Origin of the sequence: Clostridium boliviensis, assembly GCF_033342255.1 — a bacterium.
Classification (GTDB): domain Bacteria; phylum Bacillota; class Clostridia; order Lachnospirales; family Lachnospiraceae; genus Lacrimispora; species Lacrimispora boliviensis.
The window spans coordinates 74432-96656 of the sequence record NZ_JAWONS010000102.1 but is presented as its reverse complement, the minus strand read 5'-3'; the positions used below and the strand labels follow the sequence as shown (position 1 = coordinate 96656).

16 protein-coding genes are annotated in these 22225 nt (G+C 41.2%); 8 read left to right on the top strand and 8 right to left on the bottom strand.

Annotated elements, in window-relative coordinates:
- Nucleotides 1-104: 104 nt before the first annotated feature.
- The 8 genes from RZO55_RS05685 (at nt 105) to RZO55_RS05650 (ending at nt 9049) form a co-directional block, all read left to right on the top strand.
- Nucleotides 105-1775 (top strand): putative manganese-dependent inorganic diphosphatase, encoded by a 1671-nt coding sequence (locus RZO55_RS05685; protein ID WP_318063318.1) that lies wholly within the window; start codon nt 105-107, stop codon nt 1773-1775.
- Nucleotides 1776-1790: 15 nt separating this feature from the next.
- Nucleotides 1791-2429: a flavin reductase family protein gene (locus tag RZO55_RS05680; protein ID WP_318063317.1), complete on the top strand. Its 639-nt coding sequence runs from the start codon at nt 1791-1793 to the stop codon at nt 2427-2429.
- Entirely contained in the window at nt 2426-2959 is a 534-nt protein-coding gene (locus RZO55_RS05675; RefSeq protein WP_318063316.1) for a shikimate kinase, read from the top strand. Before RZO55_RS05680 ends, RZO55_RS05675 begins: the two co-directional genes overlap by 4 nt.
- Before the next feature lie 302 nt (nt 2960-3261).
- Entirely contained in the window at nt 3262-4944 is a 1683-nt protein-coding gene (locus RZO55_RS05670; protein ID WP_318063315.1) for a peptide ABC transporter substrate-binding protein, read from the top strand.
- Between the two features lie 91 nt (nt 4945-5035).
- Nucleotides 5036-5983, top strand: a complete 948-nt coding sequence (locus RZO55_RS05665) for an ABC transporter permease (RefSeq protein ID WP_318063314.1) — start codon at nt 5036-5038, stop codon at nt 5981-5983.
- Nucleotides 5970-7031 (top strand): ABC transporter permease, encoded by a 1062-nt coding sequence (locus RZO55_RS05660; RefSeq protein ID WP_318063313.1) that lies wholly within the window; start codon nt 5970-5972, stop codon nt 7029-7031. The genes RZO55_RS05665 and RZO55_RS05660 overlap by 14 nt, the downstream gene beginning before the upstream one ends.
- Nucleotides 7032-7041: 10 nt before the next feature.
- Nucleotides 7042-8124, top strand: a complete 1083-nt coding sequence (locus RZO55_RS05655; RefSeq protein ID WP_318063312.1) for an ABC transporter ATP-binding protein — start codon at nt 7042-7044, stop codon at nt 8122-8124.
- Nucleotides 8108-9049 carry an ABC transporter ATP-binding protein gene (locus RZO55_RS05650; RefSeq protein WP_318063311.1) on the top strand — a complete coding sequence of 314 codons (942 nt, stop codon included), beginning with the start codon at nt 8108-8110 and terminating at the stop codon, nt 9047-9049. Before RZO55_RS05655 ends, RZO55_RS05650 begins: the two co-directional genes overlap by 17 nt.
- Before the next feature lie 71 nt (nt 9050-9120).
- Here the strand turns inward: RZO55_RS05650 and RZO55_RS05645 are convergent, their stop codons facing one another.
- From RZO55_RS05645 to RZO55_RS05610, 8 genes are all read right to left on the bottom strand, one after another.
- Nucleotides 9121-10800: a methyl-accepting chemotaxis protein gene (locus tag RZO55_RS05645; protein ID WP_318063310.1), complete on the bottom strand. Its 1680-nt coding sequence runs from the start codon at nt 10798-10800 to the stop codon at nt 9121-9123.
- Between the two features lie 217 nt (nt 10801-11017).
- Nucleotides 11018-11926: a hypothetical protein gene (locus tag RZO55_RS05640; protein WP_318063309.1), complete on the bottom strand. Its 909-nt coding sequence runs from the start codon at nt 11924-11926 to the stop codon at nt 11018-11020.
- The gene (locus tag RZO55_RS05635; RefSeq protein WP_318063308.1) at nt 11919-12545 is read right to left on the bottom strand and encodes a hypothetical protein; all 627 of its coding nucleotides are present in this window, start codon (nt 12543-12545) and stop codon (nt 11919-11921) included. The genes RZO55_RS05640 and RZO55_RS05635 overlap by 8 nt, the downstream gene beginning before the upstream one ends.
- A 13-nt stretch (nt 12546-12558) precedes the next feature.
- Entirely contained in the window at nt 12559-14049 is a 1491-nt protein-coding gene (locus tag RZO55_RS05630) for a DUF5048 domain-containing protein (protein WP_318063307.1), read from the bottom strand.
- A gap of 9 nt (nt 14050-14058) precedes the next feature.
- Nucleotides 14059-14952, bottom strand: a complete 894-nt coding sequence (locus tag RZO55_RS05625) for a hypothetical protein (protein WP_318063306.1) — start codon at nt 14950-14952, stop codon at nt 14059-14061.
- Between the two features lie 4 nt (nt 14953-14956).
- Nucleotides 14957-16024: a hypothetical protein gene (locus RZO55_RS05620; protein ID WP_318063305.1), complete on the bottom strand. Its 1068-nt coding sequence runs from the start codon at nt 16022-16024 to the stop codon at nt 14957-14959.
- Between the two features lie 36 nt (nt 16025-16060).
- On the bottom strand, nt 16061-16324 hold the full coding sequence (locus RZO55_RS05615; RefSeq protein WP_318063304.1) for a hypothetical protein: 264 nt from the start codon (nt 16322-16324) through the stop codon (nt 16061-16063).
- Nucleotides 16325-16354: 30 nt separating this feature from the next.
- Nucleotides 16355-22198, bottom strand: a complete 5844-nt coding sequence (locus RZO55_RS05610) for a rhoptry family protein (protein ID WP_318063303.1) — start codon at nt 22196-22198, stop codon at nt 16355-16357.
- Between the last annotated feature and the right edge of the window lie 27 nt (nt 22199-22225).

The window sequence follows — 22225 nt, the reverse complement described above, 5'->3', positions numbered from 1 at the left end:
TTAAGCGTTTTTAGTTGTTCGATTTCTATACAATTAGTATAAAAAATACTTGTGAACACAATGTGAACGCTGTGTAAACAGATTATGAAATAAAGGAGGAAGGCATGGAAGAGAACCGCAGAAACAGAAAAACAATTGTAATTGGACATAAAAACCCGGATACGGATTCCATCTGTTCGGCAGTCTGTTATGCTAATTTAAAAAGGCAGCTGACAAACGCAGATTATCAGCCCGGAAGAGCTGGCAGGGTTAATGAGGAAACACAGTTTGTACTTAATTATTTTGGGGTTGAACCTCCGGAGCTTATTGAGAATGTAAAGACGCAGGTGCTTGATATTGAGATTCGGGAAATAAGGGGGGTAAAGAAAAACTTATCTCTGAAAAATACCTGGAATCTGATGCAGGAAGCCAACGTTGTGACCATTCCGGCTGTGACGGATGATGGAATGCTGGAGGGGCTTATTACAGTAGGTGATATTGCCAAATCTTATATGAACGTATACGACAGCAGCATTCTTTCAAAAGCCAATACACAGTATGCAAATATTGTGGAGACACTGGAAGGAGACATGGTAGTCGGAGTAGCTGGAGATTATTTCAATAATGGCAAGGTACTGATTGCTGCAGCCAATCCGGATATGATGGAATACTATATTGCTAAGGGAGATTTAGTCATACTGGGCAACCGTTATGAATCCCAGCTTTGTGCCATTGAGATGGAAGCGGCATGTATCATTGTCTGTGAAGGAGCAGCAGTCTCCATGACTATTAAGAAGCTGGCACAGGAACGGGGCTGTGCAGTCATGACAACTCCTTATGATACCTATACAGCCGCACGTCTGGTGAACCAGAGCATCCCCATCAGCTATTTTATGAAGACAGAAGGGCTGATTACCTTTGAAGTAGAGGATTATATTGACGATATTAAGGATGTGATGGCTAGTAAGCGTCACCGTGATTTTCCTGTTCTCGACAAAAATGGTAAATATAAGGGCATGATTTCCCGCCGGAATTTACTTGGTGCAAAGGGAAAACGGCTGATTCTGGTTGATCATAATGAGCGTTCCCAGGCTGTTGAGGGTATGGTAAGTGCTGAAGTGCTGGAGATTATTGACCATCACAGACTGGGAACAGTGGAGACCATCGCACCGGTATTCTTCCGCAACCAGCCCGTTGGATGTACTGCTACAATCATATATCAGATGTATCAGGAAACCCATACTGAGATAGAACCCAAAATTGCAGGTCTTTTATGCAGCGCGATTATCTCTGACACACTGCTGTTTCGCTCTCCTACCTGTACTGAGGCGGATAAGGAAGCTGCGCTCAGCCTTGCAGAGATCGCAGGAATACAGATAGAAAAGTATGCATCATCCATGTTTGCGGCAGGAAGTAACTTAAAAGGAAAGACTGATGCAGAGATCTTTTATCAGGATTTTAAGAAGTTTACCTTTGGAAAAGTGAACTTTGGAGTGGGGCAGATCAGTTCTTTAAACGCCAAAGAGCTGGAAGAATTAAAAGAGAGAATGCTTCCCTATATGAAAAAAGCAAGAGAGGAACATGGGGTAGATATGATGTTCTTTATGCTGACCAATATACTTACGGAATCTACGGTGCTGCTATGTGAGGGCCAGGGCGCAAAACAGATGATCACAACTGCATTCCGTGCAGAAGAGGCAGTGGAAAACCAGGAAGAGCATTTTGTAAGTCTTCCAGGTGTCGTATCCAGGAAAAAACAGCTGATTCCCGGAATCATGCTGGCAGTACAGGAATAATAGGAGGCCGTCTTCATGAGAGAAAAAACGAACAGAGAGCAGGGAATGGCAAAGTCAGCCGGTAAGATAGACTGGAAGCCGGGTAACATGCTCTATCCTGTACCTGCAGTTATGGTAAGCTGTATGCGGGTGGGTGAAAAACCCAATATTATTACGGTAGCCTGGGCTGGGACAATCTGCTCTTCCCCGGCAATGCTGTCTGTTTCAATCAGACGGGAGCGTTATTCCTATGATATCATTAAGGAATCAGGTGAATTTGCAGTCAACCTGGTGACAGCGGACCTGGTCCGGGCTGCGGATTACTGTGGCGTTAAATCTGGCAGAGACGTAGACAAATTTGCAGATATGAAATTAACGCCCTGTTCCTTAACCAAGATCGGAGTACCGGGGATTGCGGAAAGTCCGGTAATTCTCTCCTGCAGGGTAACGGAGGTAAAGCCTCTCGGTAGTCATGATCTTTTTCTGGCTGAGGTTGTTGGAGTAACGGTGGACAGCCAGTACATGGACGAACATAATAAATTCCATTTAAACCAGTCAAAGCTGATTTCTTATTCTCATGGGGAGTATTTCGAATTGGGGAAAAAGGTAGGCAGCTTTGGTTACTCTGTGAGAAAGCCAGATAAAAAGTCAAAGGACAGGAGGAAAAGGAAATGAAAAGGAACCAGAATCTGGACAACATTACCTTAATCGGGATGCCTGCCTCTGGTAAGAGCACTGTGGGGGTTCTGTTAGCAAAGCGTCTCGGTTATTCCTTTGTTGACGTGGATATTGTAATCCAGGAACAGGAAGGAAGATTATTAAAAGAAATTATTGCAGAGGAAGGCCAGGACGGCTTCCTTGATGTGGAAAACCGGGTGAATGCAACGCTTTCGGTGCATAACAGTGTGATTGCTCCGGGAGGAAGTGTTATTTATGGAAAAGAAGCCATGGAACATCTTAAAAAAATCAGTACAGTTGTTTATTTAAAACTCAGCTATGAGGCAGTAGAGGAACGGTTGGGCGATTTAACAGACCGTGGGGTTGTACTGAAAGATGGGATGACATTGAAGGATCTGTACGATGAGCGTATCCCTTATTACGAGAACTACGCGGATATTACCGTGGACGAAACCGGGATTGATGCAGGTGGAATCGTAGATATTCTTAGAAGTATGTTGGAAGAACGGTTCGGACTGGAAACGTAAAAAATGAAAGCAAGACGTTGAATTAATAAAATTCTGCGTCTTATTTTTTTAGTACAAACATATTTATATTGAAAAATGAAAGATAATGTTAATATATTTAACTGTTTGCTAGTATATATAAACAAATACATTTGAATATTAACTAATTGATCTTATTAAATAGATTAAATACTTCAAAATATTGACAAATTTCAAAAAATATCATAAAGTTATGGAAAATTATGACTAAGGCGTCTGATCAGAATATAATTCTGCCAGATTCCTTAGTCATTTTTAAATGAAAAGAATGGGGAGGTAATTAAATGAGGAAAACCTTGAAAAGATTGGTGTCACTAGGATTATCCGGACTGATGGTATGGTCATTATCCGGATGTGGGAATTCTAAACCAGCTGTTTCTTCTACCAGTGAAACACAGGCAGCGGCTCAGACACAGGAATCTTCAGCTTCAAAAGAAAATGCATTAAATGTACATATTGATGTGGAGGTCGCTTCCATGGATCCCCAGATTGCAACGGATGGAACCTCGTTCGAGGTGATCGCGGACACGACAGATGGTCTTTATGAACTGGATGCAGACGGAAATCCAGTACCAGCTCTTGCAGAGAGCGTGGATAAGAGTGCAGATGGACTGACCCTTACATATCATTTAAGGGATGCGAAATGGTCCAATGGAACGCCTGTTACTGCTAAGGATTTTGTATTTGCGTGGAGAAGAGCAGTTAACCCGGTAACAGCAAGTGAATACGCTTTTATCGTAGGGATCGCAGGAATTAAAAATGCGGATGCAGTCTCCTCTGGTGAAAAGCCCCTGGAAGAACTGGGAGTTACTGCGGTTGATGATAAGACATTAAAGGTGGAGCTTGATGTGCCGGTACCATTTTTTGAATCTCTGATGGCTTTCCCAACTTTCTATCCGGTGAACGAAGACTTTTTTACCAGGTGCAAAGATCAGTATGCAAGCACACCGGATACCCTGCTATCAAATGGGCCATTTAAGATTACGGCATATGAACCGGCAGCCACCACCATTACACTGGAGAAAAATCCGGATTACTGGGATGCCGGCAATGTAAAGCTTGAAGGAATTAATTATCAGGTCATTAAAGATTCCCAGCAGGCAATGCTTGCATATCAGAACGGGGATTTAGACTTAGTTACACTGTCCGGGGAGCAGGTAGAGCAGTTCCAGGCAGATCCTGAATTTAAAAATATTATGGCAGGCTATTTGTGGTATATGTCACCTAATACCAAAGTGGCAGGTCTTGAAAATCTCAACTTAAGAAAGGCGTTATCTCTTTGTTTTGATAAAGAGGCAGTTTGTACTAACATTTTAAAGGACGGTTCGACCCCTGCATACTTTGCAGTACCTTCACTTTTAGCAACTGGTCCGGATGGAAAGGATTACCGGGAAGATGCAGGAAGCAATTATTTTAAGACTGATAAGGCCGAAGCTTTAAAATACTGGGAAGAGGCGAAAAAAGAGCTGGGTGTGGAAAGTCTGACCTATAACATGATTGTGGAAGATACGGAATCTGCCATTAATGTGGCGCAGTTCCTTCAGTCAGAGATTCAAACCACACTTCCCGGAATTACCATTAACTTAGAGCAGTTGCCAAAGAAAAATCGTGTAGAGCGTATGCAGGATGGTGATTTCGAATTAGGTCTTACCCGCTGGGGACCGGACTATGCAGACCCCATGACCTATCTTGACATGTGGATTACAGACAGTCCTAATAACTACGGATTCTGGTCCAATGAAGAATATGATTCTATCATACAGTCTGCGAAAAAAGGAGAGCTGGCATTAGATCCCGCTGCGAGATGGAAAGCATTAATTGATGCAGAGAAAATTGTTTGTGATAATGCAGTTATTTTCCCTGTTTACCAGAAGGGAAATGCAGTAATGCAGAAAGCCGGTGTTGATGGTGTGGAGTTCCACTCCATTGCGATTAATCGTTATTTTAAAAACACAACAAAGCAATAAGACAGTGCCGGAATTACGATACTGGCTGCCGGAGGGGTCACAGGTCCTGCCTGTGATTCCTCTGGCTGCTTAATTTGGGAGGGAAATATTTGTGAAACGATATATTGCAAAGAGAATCTGCATATCAGCAGCCACTTTGCTGGCAATTCTGCTTATTTTATTCCTGATGCTGGAACTGATGCCGGGTTCCCCGTTTAATGATGAAAAACTGACCCAGTCTCAGGTTGCACTGCTGAATGCAAAATACGGTTTAGACCAGCCGGTTTTTATCCGGTTCATAAATTACGTAAAAAATATGATATCCGGTGATTTCGGAGTATCCTATACTATTTCAAAGAATACGTCGATTTCAACACTTCTCGCAACAAGACTTCCCATTTCAATCCGAATCGGCGGGCAGGCAGTTTTACTGGGGACGCTGGTAGGACTGGTATTAGGGCTCATAGCGGCTCTGAAGCACAATACGGTATTTGATACCATGACAACGGTCATATCGGTTCTTGGCGTCAGCCTTCCTTCTTATGTGTTTGCGTTGGGGCTGTCATATACACTGGGCTATCACTTCAAATGGTTTCCACTATTGTATCAGCAGCAGCAGGCGATAAAATCCTCAGTTCTTCCAACAATATCCTTAGCCATGTTTACAGTGGCAACCGTTGCCCGGTTTACCAGAACGGAAATGCTGGAGGTTCTGGGATCGGATTATATGCTTCTTGCAGAGAGTAAAGGACTGCCTGGATGGCGTCTGATACTGGTTCATGGGTTAAGAAATGCGCTCATTCCCATTGTTACAGTTCTGGCCCCTCTTGTTGTCAGCCTGATGACCGGTTCTCTGGTGGTAGAGAAGATATTTTCCATACCGGGAATTGGAAGTCTTCTGGTTACTGCTATTCAATCCAATGATTATAATGTAATCATAACACTGGCGTTTATTTACAGTGCCATGTACATCGGAATCATGCTTGCTGTAGATATTTTATATGGTCTTATTGATCCCAGGATCAGGCTTGCAAAGGAGGATGATTATGAGCAGTCATAACAGGGATGCAGTAACGTTTGAATTTATGGCAGATGATTTTTTGCCGGCGGAAAATCACAGCATAGGAATCGACCGGGTTTATCCGGCACAGTCGTACTGGAAAGATGTCATATCGTCCTTTTTGAAAAATAAAGGAGCGTCAGCAGGATTTATTGCAATTGTATTTATTATTTTAATGGCTATAGCCGGGCCATATATGAATGGATATACATACAATGAACAGATTATAGCAAACCAGAATCTTGCACCCAGAGTACCGGTTCTGGAACGCTGGGGAATTATGGATGGTTCGGAAACCATGAATACTTCCACTGGTAAAGTTACGGTAAACAGGTATACAGACCCTCAAAAGACAACCGGACTTGAGAAGACTTATTACTGGTTTGGCACGGACGTACTGGGTAGAGATATATTTACCAGGACATTTATGGGCACCAGAATCTCTCTATATATTGCGCTTGTTGCTGTTCTTGTTGATATGTGCTTTGGAATGAGCTACGGTCTGATCAGCGGATATTTCGGAGGCGTAGTGGATAATGTCATGCAGCGGTTTGCAGAGATTTTAAATGGAATTCCCACTCTTGTCATTGTTACACTTCTTATGCTGGTATTAAAACCAGGGCTTGCAACCATTACACTGGCACTTGCCATCACTGGCTGGATTGGCATGAACCGGGTTGCAAGAGCCCAGGTGCTGAAGCTGAAGGAGCAGGAATTTATTCTTGCTTCAAGAACATTGGGTGCGGGGGATTTCTATTTGATATTTAAGGAAATACTACCCAATATTTTTGGACAGCTGATTATTATGTCTATGTTTTCCATACCCAATGCTATTTTTACGGAGGCATTTCTGGCTTTCATCGGACTGGGAGTTCCGGCACCATTAGCTTCTCTGGGGTCTCTGATCAGTGATGCATTTAAATCCTTTACGACCCATCCATATATGATTATATCTCCGGTGTTAGTTCTGGCAGTTGTAATGCTTAGCTTCAACATGCTGGCAGATGGACTGAGGGATGCGTTTGATCCTAAGATGAAAGAGATGTAGGGGGTAGATTATGAATAAAGATAAGGTTTTGTCAATCAGAGATTTATCTATCTCGTTTCAGACTTCTGCTGGTGAAGTAAATGCTATCAGGGGAGTCAATCTGGATTTATATCAGGGAGAAACTCTTGCAATTGTAGGGGAGTCAGGCTCTGGGAAATCTGTGACAGTAAAGGCAATCATGGGAATCTTAAGCGGAAACGGAAAAATAAAAAGCGGTACAATCGTTTTCACCTCACGTAAAAGCGGGGAAGAGGTTAAAGAGAACCTGTTGTCATTCAGTAAAAAGGAGATGCGCCGCCGAATTAATGGAAGGCGGATTGCCATGGTATTTCAGGATCCCATGACATCCTTAAACCCAACCATGACCATTGGCAGTCAGATTATGGAGGGGATGCGTTATCACTATAAAGCCAGCAAAAAGGAAGCGTATGATAAGGCTGTAAGACTTCTTGATCTGGTAGGCATAACAGAGCCGGAAAAACGCATGAAAAGCTATCCACACCAGCTGTCCGGAGGAATGAGACAGAGAGTTGTGATTGCAATCGCCCTGTCCTGTGATCCTGAGATATTGATCTGTGATGAGCCGACTACAGCGTTAGATGTGACCATTCAGGCTAAAATTCTGGAGCTGATTAAGGAAATCCAGGAAAAGACAGGAATTTCTGTCATCTACATCACTCATGATCTGGGAGTCGTGGCAAAGGTGGCTGATTATGTGGCAGTTATGTATGCGGGGAAAGTCGTGGAGAAAGGGCTTTCTGAAGAGATTTTTTATGATCCCAGACATCCCTATACCTGGGGGTTATTATCAGCCATGCCGGATTTAGATACGGATGACGAGGTGCTTTATACCATCCCAGGAAGCCCGTTTAATCTGTTAAATGAAATGAAAGGGGATGCATTTGCAGAAAGAAACCGGTTTGCATTAAATATTGATTACAGGTTGGAACCTCCCATGTTCCAGGTAACAGAGACTCATTATGCAGCAACCTGGCTGCTTCATGAAAATGCACCCGCGGTGTCAATGCCGGAGGCATTAAAGGAAAGAATAAAGAGGCTGGGGAAGGAGGTGGAACTTGGTGGAGGAAAATAAAAAACCGCTGCTGGAGGTCAGGGATTTAAAGCAGCATTTTAAGCTTGGAAGGAAGTTTTCCGTAAAAGCAGTGGATGGCGTCTCTTTCCGGATCTACCCTGGAGAAACCTATGGTCTGGTAGGAGAGTCGGGAAGCGGCAAATCTACCATTGGAAGGTCTGTGATCCGCCTGTATGAACCTACGTCCGGTGAGGTATGGTTTCAGGGAATAAAAATATCGGGTAGAATCTCTTCCGAAGAGACTAAGCATTTAAGAACCAACATGCAGATGATCTTTCAAGACCCTATGGCATGTTTAAACCCCAGAAAAAAGATTCTGGATATTGTCGCCCAGGGGCTTGATATTCACCATATCTGCAGTACTCCAGAGGAAAGAGAGGAGAGGGTGTACCGGATTCTTGATATGGTGGGACTATCCAGGGAACATGCTAACCGTTATCCTCATCAGTTCTCAGGGGGACAGAGGCAAAGAATTGGAATTGCAAGAGCTCTTATTATGGAGCCGGAGCTGATTATAGCAGATGAGGCAATCAGTGCACTGGATGTTTCCATTCAGGCTCAGGTTGTGAATTTAATGAAAGAAATTCAGAAGCAGACGAAGACCGCCATATTGTTTATCGCTCACGATTTATCTATGGTTAAATATATTTCAGACAGAATTGGAGTTCTTCATCTGGGGCATTTGGTGGAAACTGGAACAACGGAAGAGATATTTTCCAGACCAGTCCACCCTTATACCAGATCTCTGCTTTCTGCTATTCCACAGCCAGATCCTGTCTCGGAACGGAAGCGGACCGCGTACACCTATGACGTAAAAGGGCTGGGGATCGATTATCTGGCAGGAGAGGAACATCATGTTGAGGGTCAGCATTATGTCCTTGGAACTGAGACTGAGGTAGAACGGTGGCTGACAGAGGAGTTATAGATGGAATAGGAAAAGAGGGTATAGCTCAGAATCTTGTTGAGCATACCCTCTTTAAAATTTATATATAATATTTAATCTTTAAGCTGAAATTGTTTCATCAAAGATTTGAGCATCTGGGCCTGTCCTGCCATCTCTTCGCTTGCGGCAGCACTTTCTTCGGATGTGGCGGAGTTGGTCTGAACTACGCTTGCGATCTGGTCAATGCCCTGGGTAACCTGGGTAACTGCAGTAGCCTGCTGTTCAGATGCGTTGGAAATCTGGTAAACAAGATCAGCCACTGTCTTGGACGATACAACGATGCGGTCCATAGATTCCTTAGTTTCTTTTGCAATATGATTACCGGATTCTATAGAAGCCAATGCCCGCTCAATCAGTGCCGCAGTATTCTTTGAGGCTTCCTGACTCTTGTTCGCAAGATTACGGACTTCATCTGCAACCACAGCAAACCCTTTGCCTGCATCACCTGCTCTTGCTGCCTCTACGGCTGCGTTCAGAGCCAGTATATTCGTCTGGAAGGCAATGTCTTCAATGGTCTTTATTACCTTGCTGATCTCAGCTGAGGCATCGCTGATGGTATCCATTGCAGAATTTAAATGTTCCATTCGGGTTTTTCCGTATTCAACCTCTGCTGAGGTTGTCTCTACCTGACTATTTGTCTCTTTTGCATTCTCGGCATTATGATTGATGTTGTCTGAGATATCGTTGATCGTTGCGGCCAGCTCCTGGATGGAGGAAGCCTGTTCTGTAGCCCCCTGGCTGAGAGCCTGAGCACTGCTTGCCACCTGTTCGGCACCGCTTGCTACCTGGTCGGACGCCTGGGTGATTTTACTCATGACAATGTTCAGGGAATCAGTAAGCGCCTGGATGGAAAGCTGTACATTCAGGAATTCACCTTTAAATTCTTCCGGATCATAAGGGACATCAAAATCCCCTCCAGCCATACGCTGTGTTGTTGTGGAAATATAATTCATATAGTAGGAGACTCGTTCCATCATGGTGCGCATGCTTTCAGCGAGCTGTCCCAATTCATCATTAGAGGTATATTCCAGATGGCAGTCTAATTGCCCCTGGGCCATCTTGTCCGCTACATCTCTTAATTCGTCGATTGGCTTGATAATACTGCGGGTAATGTAGAGCGCGATAAATACGGAAGCCGCGATAGAACCAAGTATGATAAGAACCATGATCATAATAAAGACATTGGTCTGAACTTCCAGCTGGTGTGACTTCACATTGCCGTCATTGGATTTGTTAGCAAGCATGGTATTGATAGTGCTTGCAATATCAGCGGCCAGAGGGGCGGCTTCACTGCGGAAGACCTTCATAGCGTCCTGCGAGGACTTGTAAGCAAGTTCTATGGTATTGCTTCGTATGCCTTCATATTTATTCATTTTTTCAGCCAGCTGGCTGTAAAGCTCTTTCTCAGCAGATGTCTTCATACGGGTCTCCACCTGCTTCATCATTTGATTGATAGTATCAATCTGTGTGTTTAAAATCTGCTTTTGCTTATCTGCTTCTGATGCATTCTCTGAAAAGACTATGTATAAAACGGTTGCACGGTGAGCCTGGAACGCCTGTCCAAGACTCCCGACATCCCCCTGTGCAAAACCATAATCCTGAAGTTCGGTCTGATACTCCTGATTAATGGTGTGAATAAGCAGGATTCCTATAGTTCCTGCAAGGCCTGAAAACAATACTACAATGAGAAATGTGATTAATAACCTTTTGCCAACTTTTAATTTTTTCAGCATGTGTTGTCCTTCCTTATTTTATCTTTTTATTTTGATAACGATTCTTTAACCGCTGCTAAAATTATTACATTGTACCAGTATTATACATTATTAGTAATAAATAGTAATATCCAATAAATGGTATTATTGCAATATTATAGTTGGTTTATTGACATTAGTCAAGAATGGAAGTTGACAAATAATATGCACCTAAATTTTTTTTGAATATAATATTTTTTTAACTAAGCCATATTCTATAAATTAGCCCATTGAAACAATGGAGACTAATTTTAATTAATCCGGATACTTGCGCACCGCTTATATTTATACTATATAAATAAGGTTTCAAATTGTGGGTGCCACCACCTGGTTGGGACCAATTAGCTATTACTTCATATGAATTTCTTTTAGTATATATAGTAACGTTGTCAGGACTATTACCTTCCATACCTTGAATGTTTAGGTACGTTTTACCAACTAAGCTAAAGTTAGCTATCAAATCAACCGTGTAGTAATCTATTGTCATTTGTCCAGAGTCAAATTTAACTCCTCCAGTAAAACCAACCATATTATTACCTCTATAATATAGATCATTTACTCCGGGTACATAACCTTCCCATGTACCGGTTACGCCAAAAATATTTACCCCTTTTTTAATATTTGCTGGTACAAAAGCCGCATCATATGACCTTATCCAATTAATCCCATTTAAGTAATGACCATTTCTAACACCGAAAAAAAGATTTCCATCACCCCATGTAGTTCTATTTGTAGACCAAACCTGGTCAGAGGATGCATCACCACTTTGTAATGGAATGTTACCTGTTACTTTATTTCCATTTATCCAGGCAGTTTGTCCACTTAATATCTGACCTGCAGAAGCCGTGCCCGAAGTCTGGCTTGCCAAATTATTTGCTCCCACCGAGAAATCCTGTGCGTGATATCCCTTCTTAACCAGAAACGAACTTCCTGCATTAAGGTTCTGGTTCCCAGTAGATCCATTATTTTCCATTGTACCCGTACCAATTTCATCGCCAGTATCCGTTCCCACATATGTTTTTCCGCTTAATACATTTTCTTTCGCAGCGGAGACTTCATCGGAACTAATTCCGCCGCCGCCAATATTTGTTACACCGCATTTAGCCATTCTTTCTCACCACCTCTATATTCCTGATATTTAATGCACTTTTCGGAAGTTTACTCGCCTGCAGAACAAGATTACCTTCCCCGGTATCGTCTTTTACTACTATAAATGCTTTTGCCGCCGCAACCATGCTGTCGGAACTAAAGTAAACATTCACCTGATCATTTTCATCAATTTTATCCGATTTAAACGTATAGGTCAGACCACTGCTCCATGCCGTAACAGGAATTGATAAATTGGAGGCAATTGAGACGCCGGTCAGATAATCCATTTTCTCTGCGGAATAGGAATTAAGCTTTTTCTGATCTTCTGACGGATTATCATTTATACCAACCGTTTTTTGAGCAACGTCCTGTATCATTGCATTTACATCATCTTTAAAGAACTTTTGAGTTGCTTTTATTCCGTCCAGTAGCACATTGAATTTGTCTGCGTTAAAGAGAGACTTTTTCAGATTAGGATACTTTTCATTAATTGCTGCCATTGCATCTACATCATTATTAATCCATGCTTCGTTGTACTGCTCAATTACAGGACGCATTGTTGCAGATACATCCTGCATGCCCGGTAAGTCGCATATTTCCTCTGGAAAACTGCTGTGGGGATATTCTGGATAGCTCATTTAAAAACTCCTTTCATATATTATTATAGACATAAGAAAAACTCTCCAGAAAACGATAGAGAGTTATATTCATAGTCCCGTCACCTGAGGACCAGCTTATGTTCTTAACTATGTATTGACTGGTTACATGATTGTATTTGGGGGTATATTCAATTTTTGTGTTGACTTCCAGCCAGGGGATTACCAGGGAAGTCAGCTGTATGGTGTCCTTCATGGCAGTGGACTGGTAGGTCAGATATTGTGCCTGATTATAACAGGCGGCATCGTCACTTAAAGTACTGTAATCCAAAGATTGAGGGATTTCATAGCCTAAATTTGTCACCGAAAAAGGACACTCTATGGACGTTTCCACGTATTTACCGTAACATTGAAACTGACCCAGTAAATAAAGCGCTCCCGGCGTTGTATCTGATTCTGTAAATCTTCGATATCGGAAGACATATACTGTATTTTTTTTCAAAGCACCAGCTTTTAATGGCTTGCCATCGCCATCGTAAATAGGAATCGCAGGAGAAAAACCGTTTATTGTAAAGCGGGGGGCATCAGAATTCTCTTCAGTGACTTTAAAAGCAAGCTGGGTTAAATTATCCACATCCTGCCATGAATTCCAGGAATCATAATGCACATCATATACCTGATTTTTAAAAGTTGAGGTATCTGCATAACGGTCTTTATTCTCCAATTCAAGCACTTTACCCCACACCTCAGTAACATTGTAAATCTCATCGAACTTCATATCAGCATCTTCACTTATAATAAGACTGTCAAGAAGTGAATTGTTTAAAACGACAGGCTCATCTATACATGTGGGGATTTTTCTCCAGATAAAAATTCCGTCTGCATCAAAATAAAATTCCCAGGAATCATATAGATCCCGAATCTTAGTCCAGATATCTGCATAGGTTGAGCCTGTTTCAAAGGTTAAGTCATAGGGAACCGGCTTTTTAATGTCTTCAATAATATAGTTTTCAATTCCAGCTTCCTTCACGATTGCAAGGACTGATGAGCGGATATCTTCTCCGGCAGGGATCGTAAGCGACTGGGTTGCGAAAGCAGGTGGATTATTAGAGGTTCCATATCCGCCAAGACGTCCGTTTAATGTTCCGTCATATTGAGCCATTAAGTCCGCGCAGGTAACAGAAAGTCTTTTCTCTTGTAAAGAAAATGTATACTTCATGCTAACATAGCAGAAAACGCCGAAAAGGTACCATTTAATTTCATTGGTGCGCAGTGATTTGATGCCATAATAGACCCGTATCCGTTTATCCATCCAGATTTTTTTGTCTTTTCCTATTGTAAAGGATGAGTTTAAAATGATTAAATCAAAGCTGTAACTCCTTCGCTGTATGGATTCATTGTCCTGGCTATAGTTGTCTGATATGATCTGGCCTTCCAGGGAGTCCAGGATTTTGTAGGAGGAATTAAGCAGCTCCGCTTTTAAAAAGATTTCCTGGGCTCCCTGCTTCAGCAGGCTGAGATCTGATTGTGTTACCTGATATTTCATATTTTTCACCTACCTGTCAATGTCAGCGTCAATAAAGCCGTTGTCGTACAAATCGCCGGGTTCATAAGCACTGCCGCATTCTGCAACACTGAACTTGGTAATTACGTGTTCATAATGATCAGAATCTTCGCTGATGTCGTTGCTGGTAACAGCGATCATGTAGATATTTCCCAAATAATCCTTGAGAATTTTGGGCTTGCCGTTTGTGAGGAAATCATAAATACCGTTACGGTAATCCCAGGAGGTATGAGTCTGCCAGACATCATCTTTTAATTCAATAAAGGTACAGGAAATATCTCCTGTGTAATAACGAATCCGTCCACCTTTGATAATCAACGGCTTTTCACGGCCCAAAAGTTCAATCAGACTGGTTTTCTGAGTCAGTTTCTTTTCAAAGCTTGTGTCCAGGATCATTGGGTAGGATAAGTCCTTTTCACAGATAAAATAAGAATCAAATACTGATTCAATCTGATTGGTGATATAGCTGTTTTCGCCCCCTGAGATTACGGGAACATAAGCGTACTCCACAGAACCGACTGGCTCATAATAATCCATAAGCTCAATTTTAAAATCTTCATTAGACGAAATGGGTTTTTCATATATAGTTTTAAATTTTTTATCTCCCGTTACCTTCTTCTTAATCCGGACAGACTCCACAATACTTTCTGTAAAACTGACGTTTCCGCCGTACAAGTTATCCTGGAACAGAGCGTGCAGTCTGGTATGAAACCCCCAATCAGTGGGGATTTCAGGTTCTTTATCTGTCAGGCGCACTATTGTTACAGTGGAGTATATCTCATCAAATACTGCATCTGCTATGGTTAAATCGGCCACATCACAGGAAGAGACGAGGGAAGAGGTCAGGGATTCCTTGCTGGAAGCAAATGAACTTCCCAGAAACATTGGATCACCGCCTTTCTGTTTGATTTATCAGACCGGCATTTATTTCATAGGTATTGCCGATCCGGTTTAGGCACAGTAAAAACTGTTGGTTCGTATCAGGGAAGGATACATAGTTGCTGTACAGGATATATCTGATTCCCGAGGCTTCTGCCTCAAGTTCAAAAAATGCCTTTTTCCCATTGGAATCGGATAAAGTTCCTTCCCGGTAATAAATGTTTACATAAGATTGTCTGCCATCGGTAAAACGGATAATTCTTGCGTTACGATCAGGCTTATAAAAAAGGAAGGCTTTGGTAAAATCACCTTTTACCTCAAAACCTGCATCATAAGTAACAGAATTATTTCTTAAGTCTGCATATTCATGGTTAATGTAGGTAACTTCACTTTCGGGTATTCCGATGGTTGAAGTGATATTACTTTTAATTTCAATAGCACCCAGCTCTGCACGGTTATTTAACTCCAACGGGTTAAATATCTGTGCCTCTGTATAGGATACGGTAAACAGGATATAGCCTGTGTCTAATGTCATATTGTGGACTGTTTTTCCCGTTGCCCGTATGTAGTACTGTTTTGCGTTTTCAAGACCTGAGATCAGATAAGAAAGGTTTTCTGTATTATAAAGGTTACCGGAAGTTAACAGTTCCGTTTTCTGATAGGTGTAAAGGGTTACGGAATAATAATCCAATAACTCATTTTGTGTCTGGGCATAGGTGAGTTCCACTTGATAGGCTGAGGTCTTTACCGTGTCTCCAGGTTTAACTGACAGGCGAAACTGAGGTGTCTGGTAGCAGTAAAAGGGGGTGCCGATGCTTGGAAATGAAGATTCTGTTCCATCAACATCAATTACTGAAATGTAGGCTATATAGTACCCACCGTTTTTTAAGGCTGAGCCAGGCGGCAGAAGGTAACTCTGCTTCATGGTGCTTATAGTCTGGTCATATACCACGCTTTCGGTGGCATTGTCTTTAATCATACAGCGGGCTTTAAATATCTGGTTTCCCTGCCATGTGAAGTTGATTGTGGTTCCGGCAGAGGAATCAAAAGGTTCTATTGGGTGAATAATTGCATGCATATGAAGCTCCTTTTCTTTAAATGCAAATGCGGCATTTTAGTTTATTTCTGACAGTTGGATATACAGGGAATTCCAGTCGTTGCAGGGAGCGCATACCCATACGGCATCATTGAGACTAACAGGGTTTCTGCATCTGGCCGTATAGGTTTTGTTTTTATAAGAAATGGTGCATTTCCCGTCTTTTACTGTACCAATTACCTGGGCACGAAATGTACGGTCATATTTCAGATTTTCCGTAGCGGCAGTGACGAGGTAACTGATATCTTCTGCAAGTTTTTTATATACATCTTGTAGATTCATTGCTTTCCTTCCTTTCCTGAATCAGAAACATCAGTGTTTTCCTGTTTGCTGAATAATAGCACTTTTTAATCCTCCATTCAGGATTCCTTTTGCCAGTTCATCTGGATTGCTGCATTCATTGATTTGAATACCCCCAAATTCAAAGTTCGTAATTGCCTGATGTGGCTTAGTTCCAGAGTCCATGATAAATGTACCGGCTCCAGGAGTGAAATTCCAGGCCTGCTCTAAATTGGATAACAGCATATCCTGTTGTTCTGTATTGAAGACGGCCTCATTTCTGTGGAGAATAGATGCAAATTCATCAGAATCCATGGATTTCAACCCTAAGAGTTTCATCTTGGTTTCCCGGGCAGAAGCAGAAGTTGCGCCGATCAGCCCCTTGGAAATCCCGTCTTTACGTGTATCACCGGGTCCACCGTTTACATAACCACCGCCCATATAGGGTTCACCATTTGAGTGAACGGAATCCTCCTCATCTTCACTGTCTTCCGATGACTCTAAATTGTCCCGGACATCTTTTAAAACATGAAGCATAGAGGCTACATTATCGGTTAGCTGTTGCCAGCTTGAAGTATACTCTGATATGGTGCCATAATTTTTGTTGTATTGTTCCAATGATTTTATAAGTTCTGAGGCTGAATCCTGTAATCCCTGTCGGAATCCGGCAAGAATACTTAATCCATCCGCATCCGTTCCCTTTATGGAGGCGTAGTAATCATACAGATTCTGCAGATTTTCTGTCGGGGACATTTTCTGATTCAGCTGAGATAATAAATTGTTAATTCCAGTCAATGCCTGATTGTAGGTTAAGGTACCTTCTTTATAGGAAGCAATGTAGTTTTCCAAAAGGGTATAAATCTTCTCTGTACTTTCAATCTGGTCTTTATAAGCGCTAATCTGTTGGGTAATTCCGGTATAAAGACCATTTAAATTCTGGTAGAGGCTGTCATCCTTTCCGGAGAGTATTTTATCCTTCCAGCCGGTGCCAAGAATTTCATCAGCTTTGGCATCGTTTTGAGCCTTTGTAATTTTTTCGTTGATTTCAGACCATTTATCCGATATTTTTTGAAGAGAGTCGATTTGATCCTGATAAGTATCATTTAGTCCGTCCAGAGTCTCCTGTAGAGAATCAATCTGAGACTGGATTTCATTGGTCTCTAAATCAAATTTGGCATCCTGTACCGCTTCTTTAGCAGCCCGCAGCTTATCCGAATCCTGTTCATAGACAACTTCTCCATTGCGGATGACCTTTTCTGTTGCCTGCTGGTTTGCTTTTTGCAGATCGTAGAGAGATTGTTCATATTTTTGCTGTAATTTAAGCTTATCGTTTTGTTTGTTTAGTAAGTCTAATTTATCCTGCAGTGATTTTTTAGATGATTCATATTCTTCGTTCACTGCATCTTTCTGTTTGTTTATAGACGCAATTTGTTCATTAATAGCGCCAGTTACGGCATTAATTGCAGTATCATAATCACTTTTTAAGGCTTCCAGACCTTCAGAAATTTTTTGCATATCAGTGGAAGAAGCAGAGAGTTTATCTAAAGGCATTTTCAGCAGTTCTTCATTCCATTTGTGAAGACTTTGTACCATGGAAGACATTTCAGAGTTCACGTTCTGCAGCTTTCCGTAAAGCTCATTCCAGTTGTCAGACCCGGCTTCATAATTGTCCATGGCCCTTTCAATCAGATCCCCTTGTTCTCTGAGCTGATCAGATAGTGTCAGCCCATTTGAGATAAGTCCCTGGTAATAGCCGGAGTCAGCCTTTTTGCCGGAAGATTCCATTTCACCGGACCAGTTTTCCATGGCAGACTGGATATCCTTATACATATTTCCAACAGTTTCCAGGTGTTCAATTGGAAGCTTTAAAAGTTGGAAGTTATATTCTTCCTGAGCCTTTTTTAAGTCGTACAAAGAAGACTCAGTTTTGTTAATGTCCTCTTTTAGCTTTAAATAGGATTCTGAGTTCTCGGAATTCCGGTCTTGATTCAGCATATCCTGCAATTCTTTTCGTTTATTGGCAAGAATCTCTTTTGTGACAAGCTCCTCCTGACCGGATAAATTCATCAGCTTTTTATAAAGGGAGGAATCTACAACTTCGCCGGATGATTTTATGTAAGCAATCTGTTTTTCAATAAGAGAGCTGGAATTTTTTATCTGTTCATTTTCTGCCTCCAGTGCTGCGTAACGATTCTCGTAGCTGGCCATGAAGTCCTCAGTGTAGGCTTTATTCAGTTCATTTACTTTGTTTTTTGAAGCGGTGAGTTTATCGTAGGCAGAAATTGCTTTATTGATAACCTCTGCTTCTTTGCCGGAAAACTGCTCGACAGATAAACTGCCGTTTTCGATTTTAGATCTATATTCAGGGGTTATATTGGCTACCATATCTTCATACTGCTTTTGGTATTGCGATGTAATTTCTTTTTGCTTTTCCAGCGAGAGCTTATCTGCATCGACCAGCTTGTCAAGAAGGCTTTGTCTGGAAGCAGACCAAGTCCCACCCTGCACGGTTTTATAAAATTCATCCATGGAGAGGCCGGATTTCTGGGTCATTTCCTTCAGTTCGTTTAACTGCTCTATGGTAGGGGCAGTAGTGGAATTAAGTATAGCTTTTGCGCGGTTAAAGTCTTTTTCAGAAACTCCAAGATAGTCAATATTACTGTCTGATGACGCCTCTTTTAATCTGGTGCGGGCTTCGTCCAGCATTTTTTCTTCCCGTTCGATCCAGTTTATTTCCTGGGGAGGCTGTGAAGTGGAGCTGGTATTGGAACCGGAAACAGCGGGAGTGCTTTTAGGAGACACTTTTGGTATTTCAGGAATAACTATCTGAGACTCTGCAGCATCATCTAGCTTCTTTACATTCTCGTTATATTTAGAAATTTCTTTATCAAGAGTCTGTCCCTGTATTTTCGAGTATTTATTTCTCATTTCCTCTTTAACAGAGATTGTATTATCTTTATTTACGGTAATATATTTATCATATAACTCATCAGGAGTAAGAGAATTTTCACTGGAACCTCCTAAAATATTAGATAGTTTATTTCTAAATCCAGTGTTAATTCCAGATTTCGCCCGAACGAGATTATTCCAGTTTTTTAAATCGTCACCATAAGCCTTTGCCAGATCTTCAAATAAACGTTGATTACGATCCCGTACAACGGAGAAAAAGCTTTCATCAAATTGCAGTTTATAAACAATGTTTAACCGATAAGCTTCTGAGTCTTCAGCATAGGCATCCTCAAGCTGTTTTATTAGATCGTCATAGTGTATGGCTCCCTGACTGTATTCAAGTACAGCACCAGACAACTGAGGAAATTTTTTGGAAATGGCATTTAGACTGCTGGTTGCGACATTTTTGGTATCAGCAAATTCCTGTTTGACGGATCCAATAAGCTGAGCAGTAGTTTCCATGCCCGATGTTAAATCAGAACTTGTGACATAGTCTTTGGAGAACTCTTTCAAGTTATTAAAGGCATTTTCTGCACTGACTCCGGTTTCTTTCATGATTTTATTCAAATCTTCAAATGAAGTAATTGAGTTTTGATTCAAATCACCAGAATTTAAGTAGTTTATGTACTCTTCCAGCTTGCCTGCACTTATCTCAGACAAAGAATTTTTGAAATTCTCGTTTTTTTGGTTACCAATCTCTTTTTCAAACTCTAAGTTAAAGGCAGAAATAAAATCTTCTGGTGACATATCACTTTTTACTAATAAATTAGCACTAATGTCTGCTGTAGTAAGCCCACCATCAGCTGCCTTTTTGATCATTTCATCAATTTGGTTTTTATCGGTATCTAAATCCAGACTTACTTTTAACGGAAGTACAGGTTCAGATGAACCAAATTCCTGAGTAAAATCATCCAAACTTTGCTGTGCCTGATTAATTAAGTCTTTATTTTTATCAGGGTCAAGGGCGGCGAGGTTTTCTTGTATTTCGGGCACTGATTCTTTTATATGGTTTTTCAGCTTTTCCAACTCAGTTTCAATGTCAGATTTCTGCATGCCCAGTGATGCAAGTTTTTGATAGTCTCCAGTAGATTTTTGATCAGAATTATCCAGCTCAGATTTCTGCTTGACCACATCTTCATACAAACTCTCTAATTCCTGATAATCAGCAAGTTCGTCCTTTAACCGATCTAAAGGAGTTGAATTCTTTTTCCTCATATCTGGTGATTTATATGCATCCATAGAATCATCAGGTAAATAAACGTCATCCATCCCTTTAAACTTTTTATAGCTTTGTTTAGACTTAAAATAGTCCTCTGATTTCTTGTTAGAGTCTTCTGCTGCAATATTTTCAAGAGCTTTCTTAATTTTAAGCTGATTTTTCAACTCTTCGTTGGTTGCCGTCAGATTTTGCAACTCTTCTTGTTCTACGAGAGTAATACTGTCTTTGGATTTTAATTCATTAATCCGCTGGCTGGTAGTCTGCAGCTTGCTGTTAAGTCCATCAACATCTGATTGAATGTCTGCCAGTTCCTGTTTAGCATTTGCAGCTGCTTCTGCAGCTATATCTGTTTGATGCTGCTGATTGTATATTGCTTTTCCAATGGCTTGGATCCCCATTGTAACTAATTGCATTCCAATGGCAGAAACTGCAGTAAATGCCAGATTCAGCATGATGGTTTTAGCTCTTAACAGGTCTGTTTGTACTCCCGCCTCGTTTAAGTGTTGTTGATAACCTTCTAATGAAGGAGGATCCTCATTTGTACAGGTATCAAGGTAATTTCTTAAATTTTCGTGACTCTCTGCAATTGCAGAGGATAAGGAATTAAACCCGTATTGTGACTTAATCAGCTTTTCTTCCAGTTCATCAACCGATTTGGATATATCCTTAAAATCCGAGGCTGAATTCATTATCCCCTTTATATCAAAGGCTGCAGCTCCTGATTTTGTTTCATTGCCAGAGATATTTTCGCTTTTTGTAGTCACCTGTAAATCCACAGTTGCGGCAAGAGCAGGAGAAGCGCTGAGCTGTGCAATCTTTTGAGGAATCTGATTTAAATACTGATAAAGTGTTTCAACACTCAGTATAGTCTGAAATAAAAAGGAACTGCCTCCGCTTGAATCCGCATTCATCAGGGAATAGACAAAACCATCCCATGCATTTTGCATAGAAATAAGCCTGTTTTCCCAGGTAATGGTGCTGTTCTCAAATAGGCTGTCCATGGATTGAAACACCTGTATTAACTGTTCTTCCTGACCAGATATGGAAACCTGACTGTTTTTTAATACAGCAAGAACGCCTTCTAAATATTCTTTGATACTTTTCCCATAGGTACCGGCTGCCTGTAGAGATACTTCACTTAATTTTTGGACATCCTCTGAAGCGATACCACTAAGCTTAGAAATCTCATTAAAAAGCGATGTGATTTCTTTTGAGGTATTAATTGCCTTTCTGAATTTAATTATTCCGGAAACAGCCAGGTCAAATCCAGCTGCAACCATGGATAAATTCTTCTGAATACCACTGATATCCATATGAAACTGATCCTGCTTCAATTCTATTTTGGGTAAAGCGATATAGCGTTCCAATGTTCCAGTGATAATCTGAGCCACTTTTCTTGCAGCAAGTTTCATTCCAAGATTGTTAATTTTTATATCTTTAAGTGTAACATTTTGCAGTGCACCATCTAATTCTTTTGTGATACTGCGGACGTCAACGGTAGTTTTCAGTTTAATTGCTTTTACTTTCTTTTCCAGTTCTTCAATGGAAGTATCCAGTTCTTTTCTGCTTTCTCCCTTATAAAGAACTGCCATCAGATGAAGCTGGCTGATAGTTTTTTCTAATGCTTTAATATCCTGATTGATTTGCTTTGTACTTTTCTCTTTTTCCAAAGCGGCTGTTAGTTTGATCATAGAATCATTGTCTGCCATATGTTATCCTCTTAATAATTAGGTGGG

Bases quoted from the DNA above. Each gene is read 5' to 3' on its own strand.
- RZO55_RS05625 (WP_318063306.1), bottom strand. From the start codon at position 14,952: ATGTTTCTGGGAAGTTCATTTGCTTCCAGCAAGGAATCCCTGACCTCT.
- RZO55_RS05610 (WP_318063303.1), bottom strand. From the start codon at position 22,198: ATGGCAGACAATGATTCTATGATCAAACTAACAGCCGCTTTGGAAAAA.
- RZO55_RS05620 (WP_318063305.1), bottom strand. From the start codon at position 16,024: ATGCATGCAATTATTCACCCAATAGAACCTTTTGATTCCTCTGCCGGA.
- RZO55_RS05680 (WP_318063317.1), top strand. From the start codon at position 1,791: ATGAGAGAAAAAACGAACAGAGAGCAGGGAATGGCAAAGTCAGCCGGT.
- RZO55_RS05675 (WP_318063316.1), top strand. From the start codon at position 2,426: ATGAAAAGGAACCAGAATCTGGACAACATTACCTTAATCGGGATGCCT.
- RZO55_RS05660 (WP_318063313.1), top strand. From the start codon at position 5,970: ATGAGCAGTCATAACAGGGATGCAGTAACGTTTGAATTTATGGCAGAT.
- RZO55_RS05685 (WP_318063318.1), top strand. From the start codon at position 105: ATGGAAGAGAACCGCAGAAACAGAAAAACAATTGTAATTGGACATAAA.
- RZO55_RS05635 (WP_318063308.1), bottom strand. From the start codon at position 12,545: ATGAGCTATCCAGAATATCCCCACAGCAGTTTTCCAGAGGAAATATGC.
- RZO55_RS05640 (WP_318063309.1), bottom strand. From the start codon at position 11,926: ATGGCTAAATGCGGTGTAACAAATATTGGCGGCGGCGGAATTAGTTCC.
- RZO55_RS05615 (WP_318063304.1), bottom strand. From the start codon at position 16,324: ATGAATCTACAAGATGTATATAAAAAACTTGCAGAAGATATCAGTTAC.
- RZO55_RS05670 (WP_318063315.1), top strand. From the start codon at position 3,262: ATGAGGAAAACCTTGAAAAGATTGGTGTCACTAGGATTATCCGGACTG.
- RZO55_RS05655 (WP_318063312.1), top strand. From the start codon at position 7,042: ATGAATAAAGATAAGGTTTTGTCAATCAGAGATTTATCTATCTCGTTT.
- RZO55_RS05645 (WP_318063310.1), bottom strand. From the start codon at position 10,800: ATGCTGAAAAAATTAAAAGTTGGCAAAAGGTTATTAATCACATTTCTC.
- RZO55_RS05630 (WP_318063307.1), bottom strand. From the start codon at position 14,049: ATGAAATATCAGGTAACACAATCAGATCTCAGCCTGCTGAAGCAGGGA.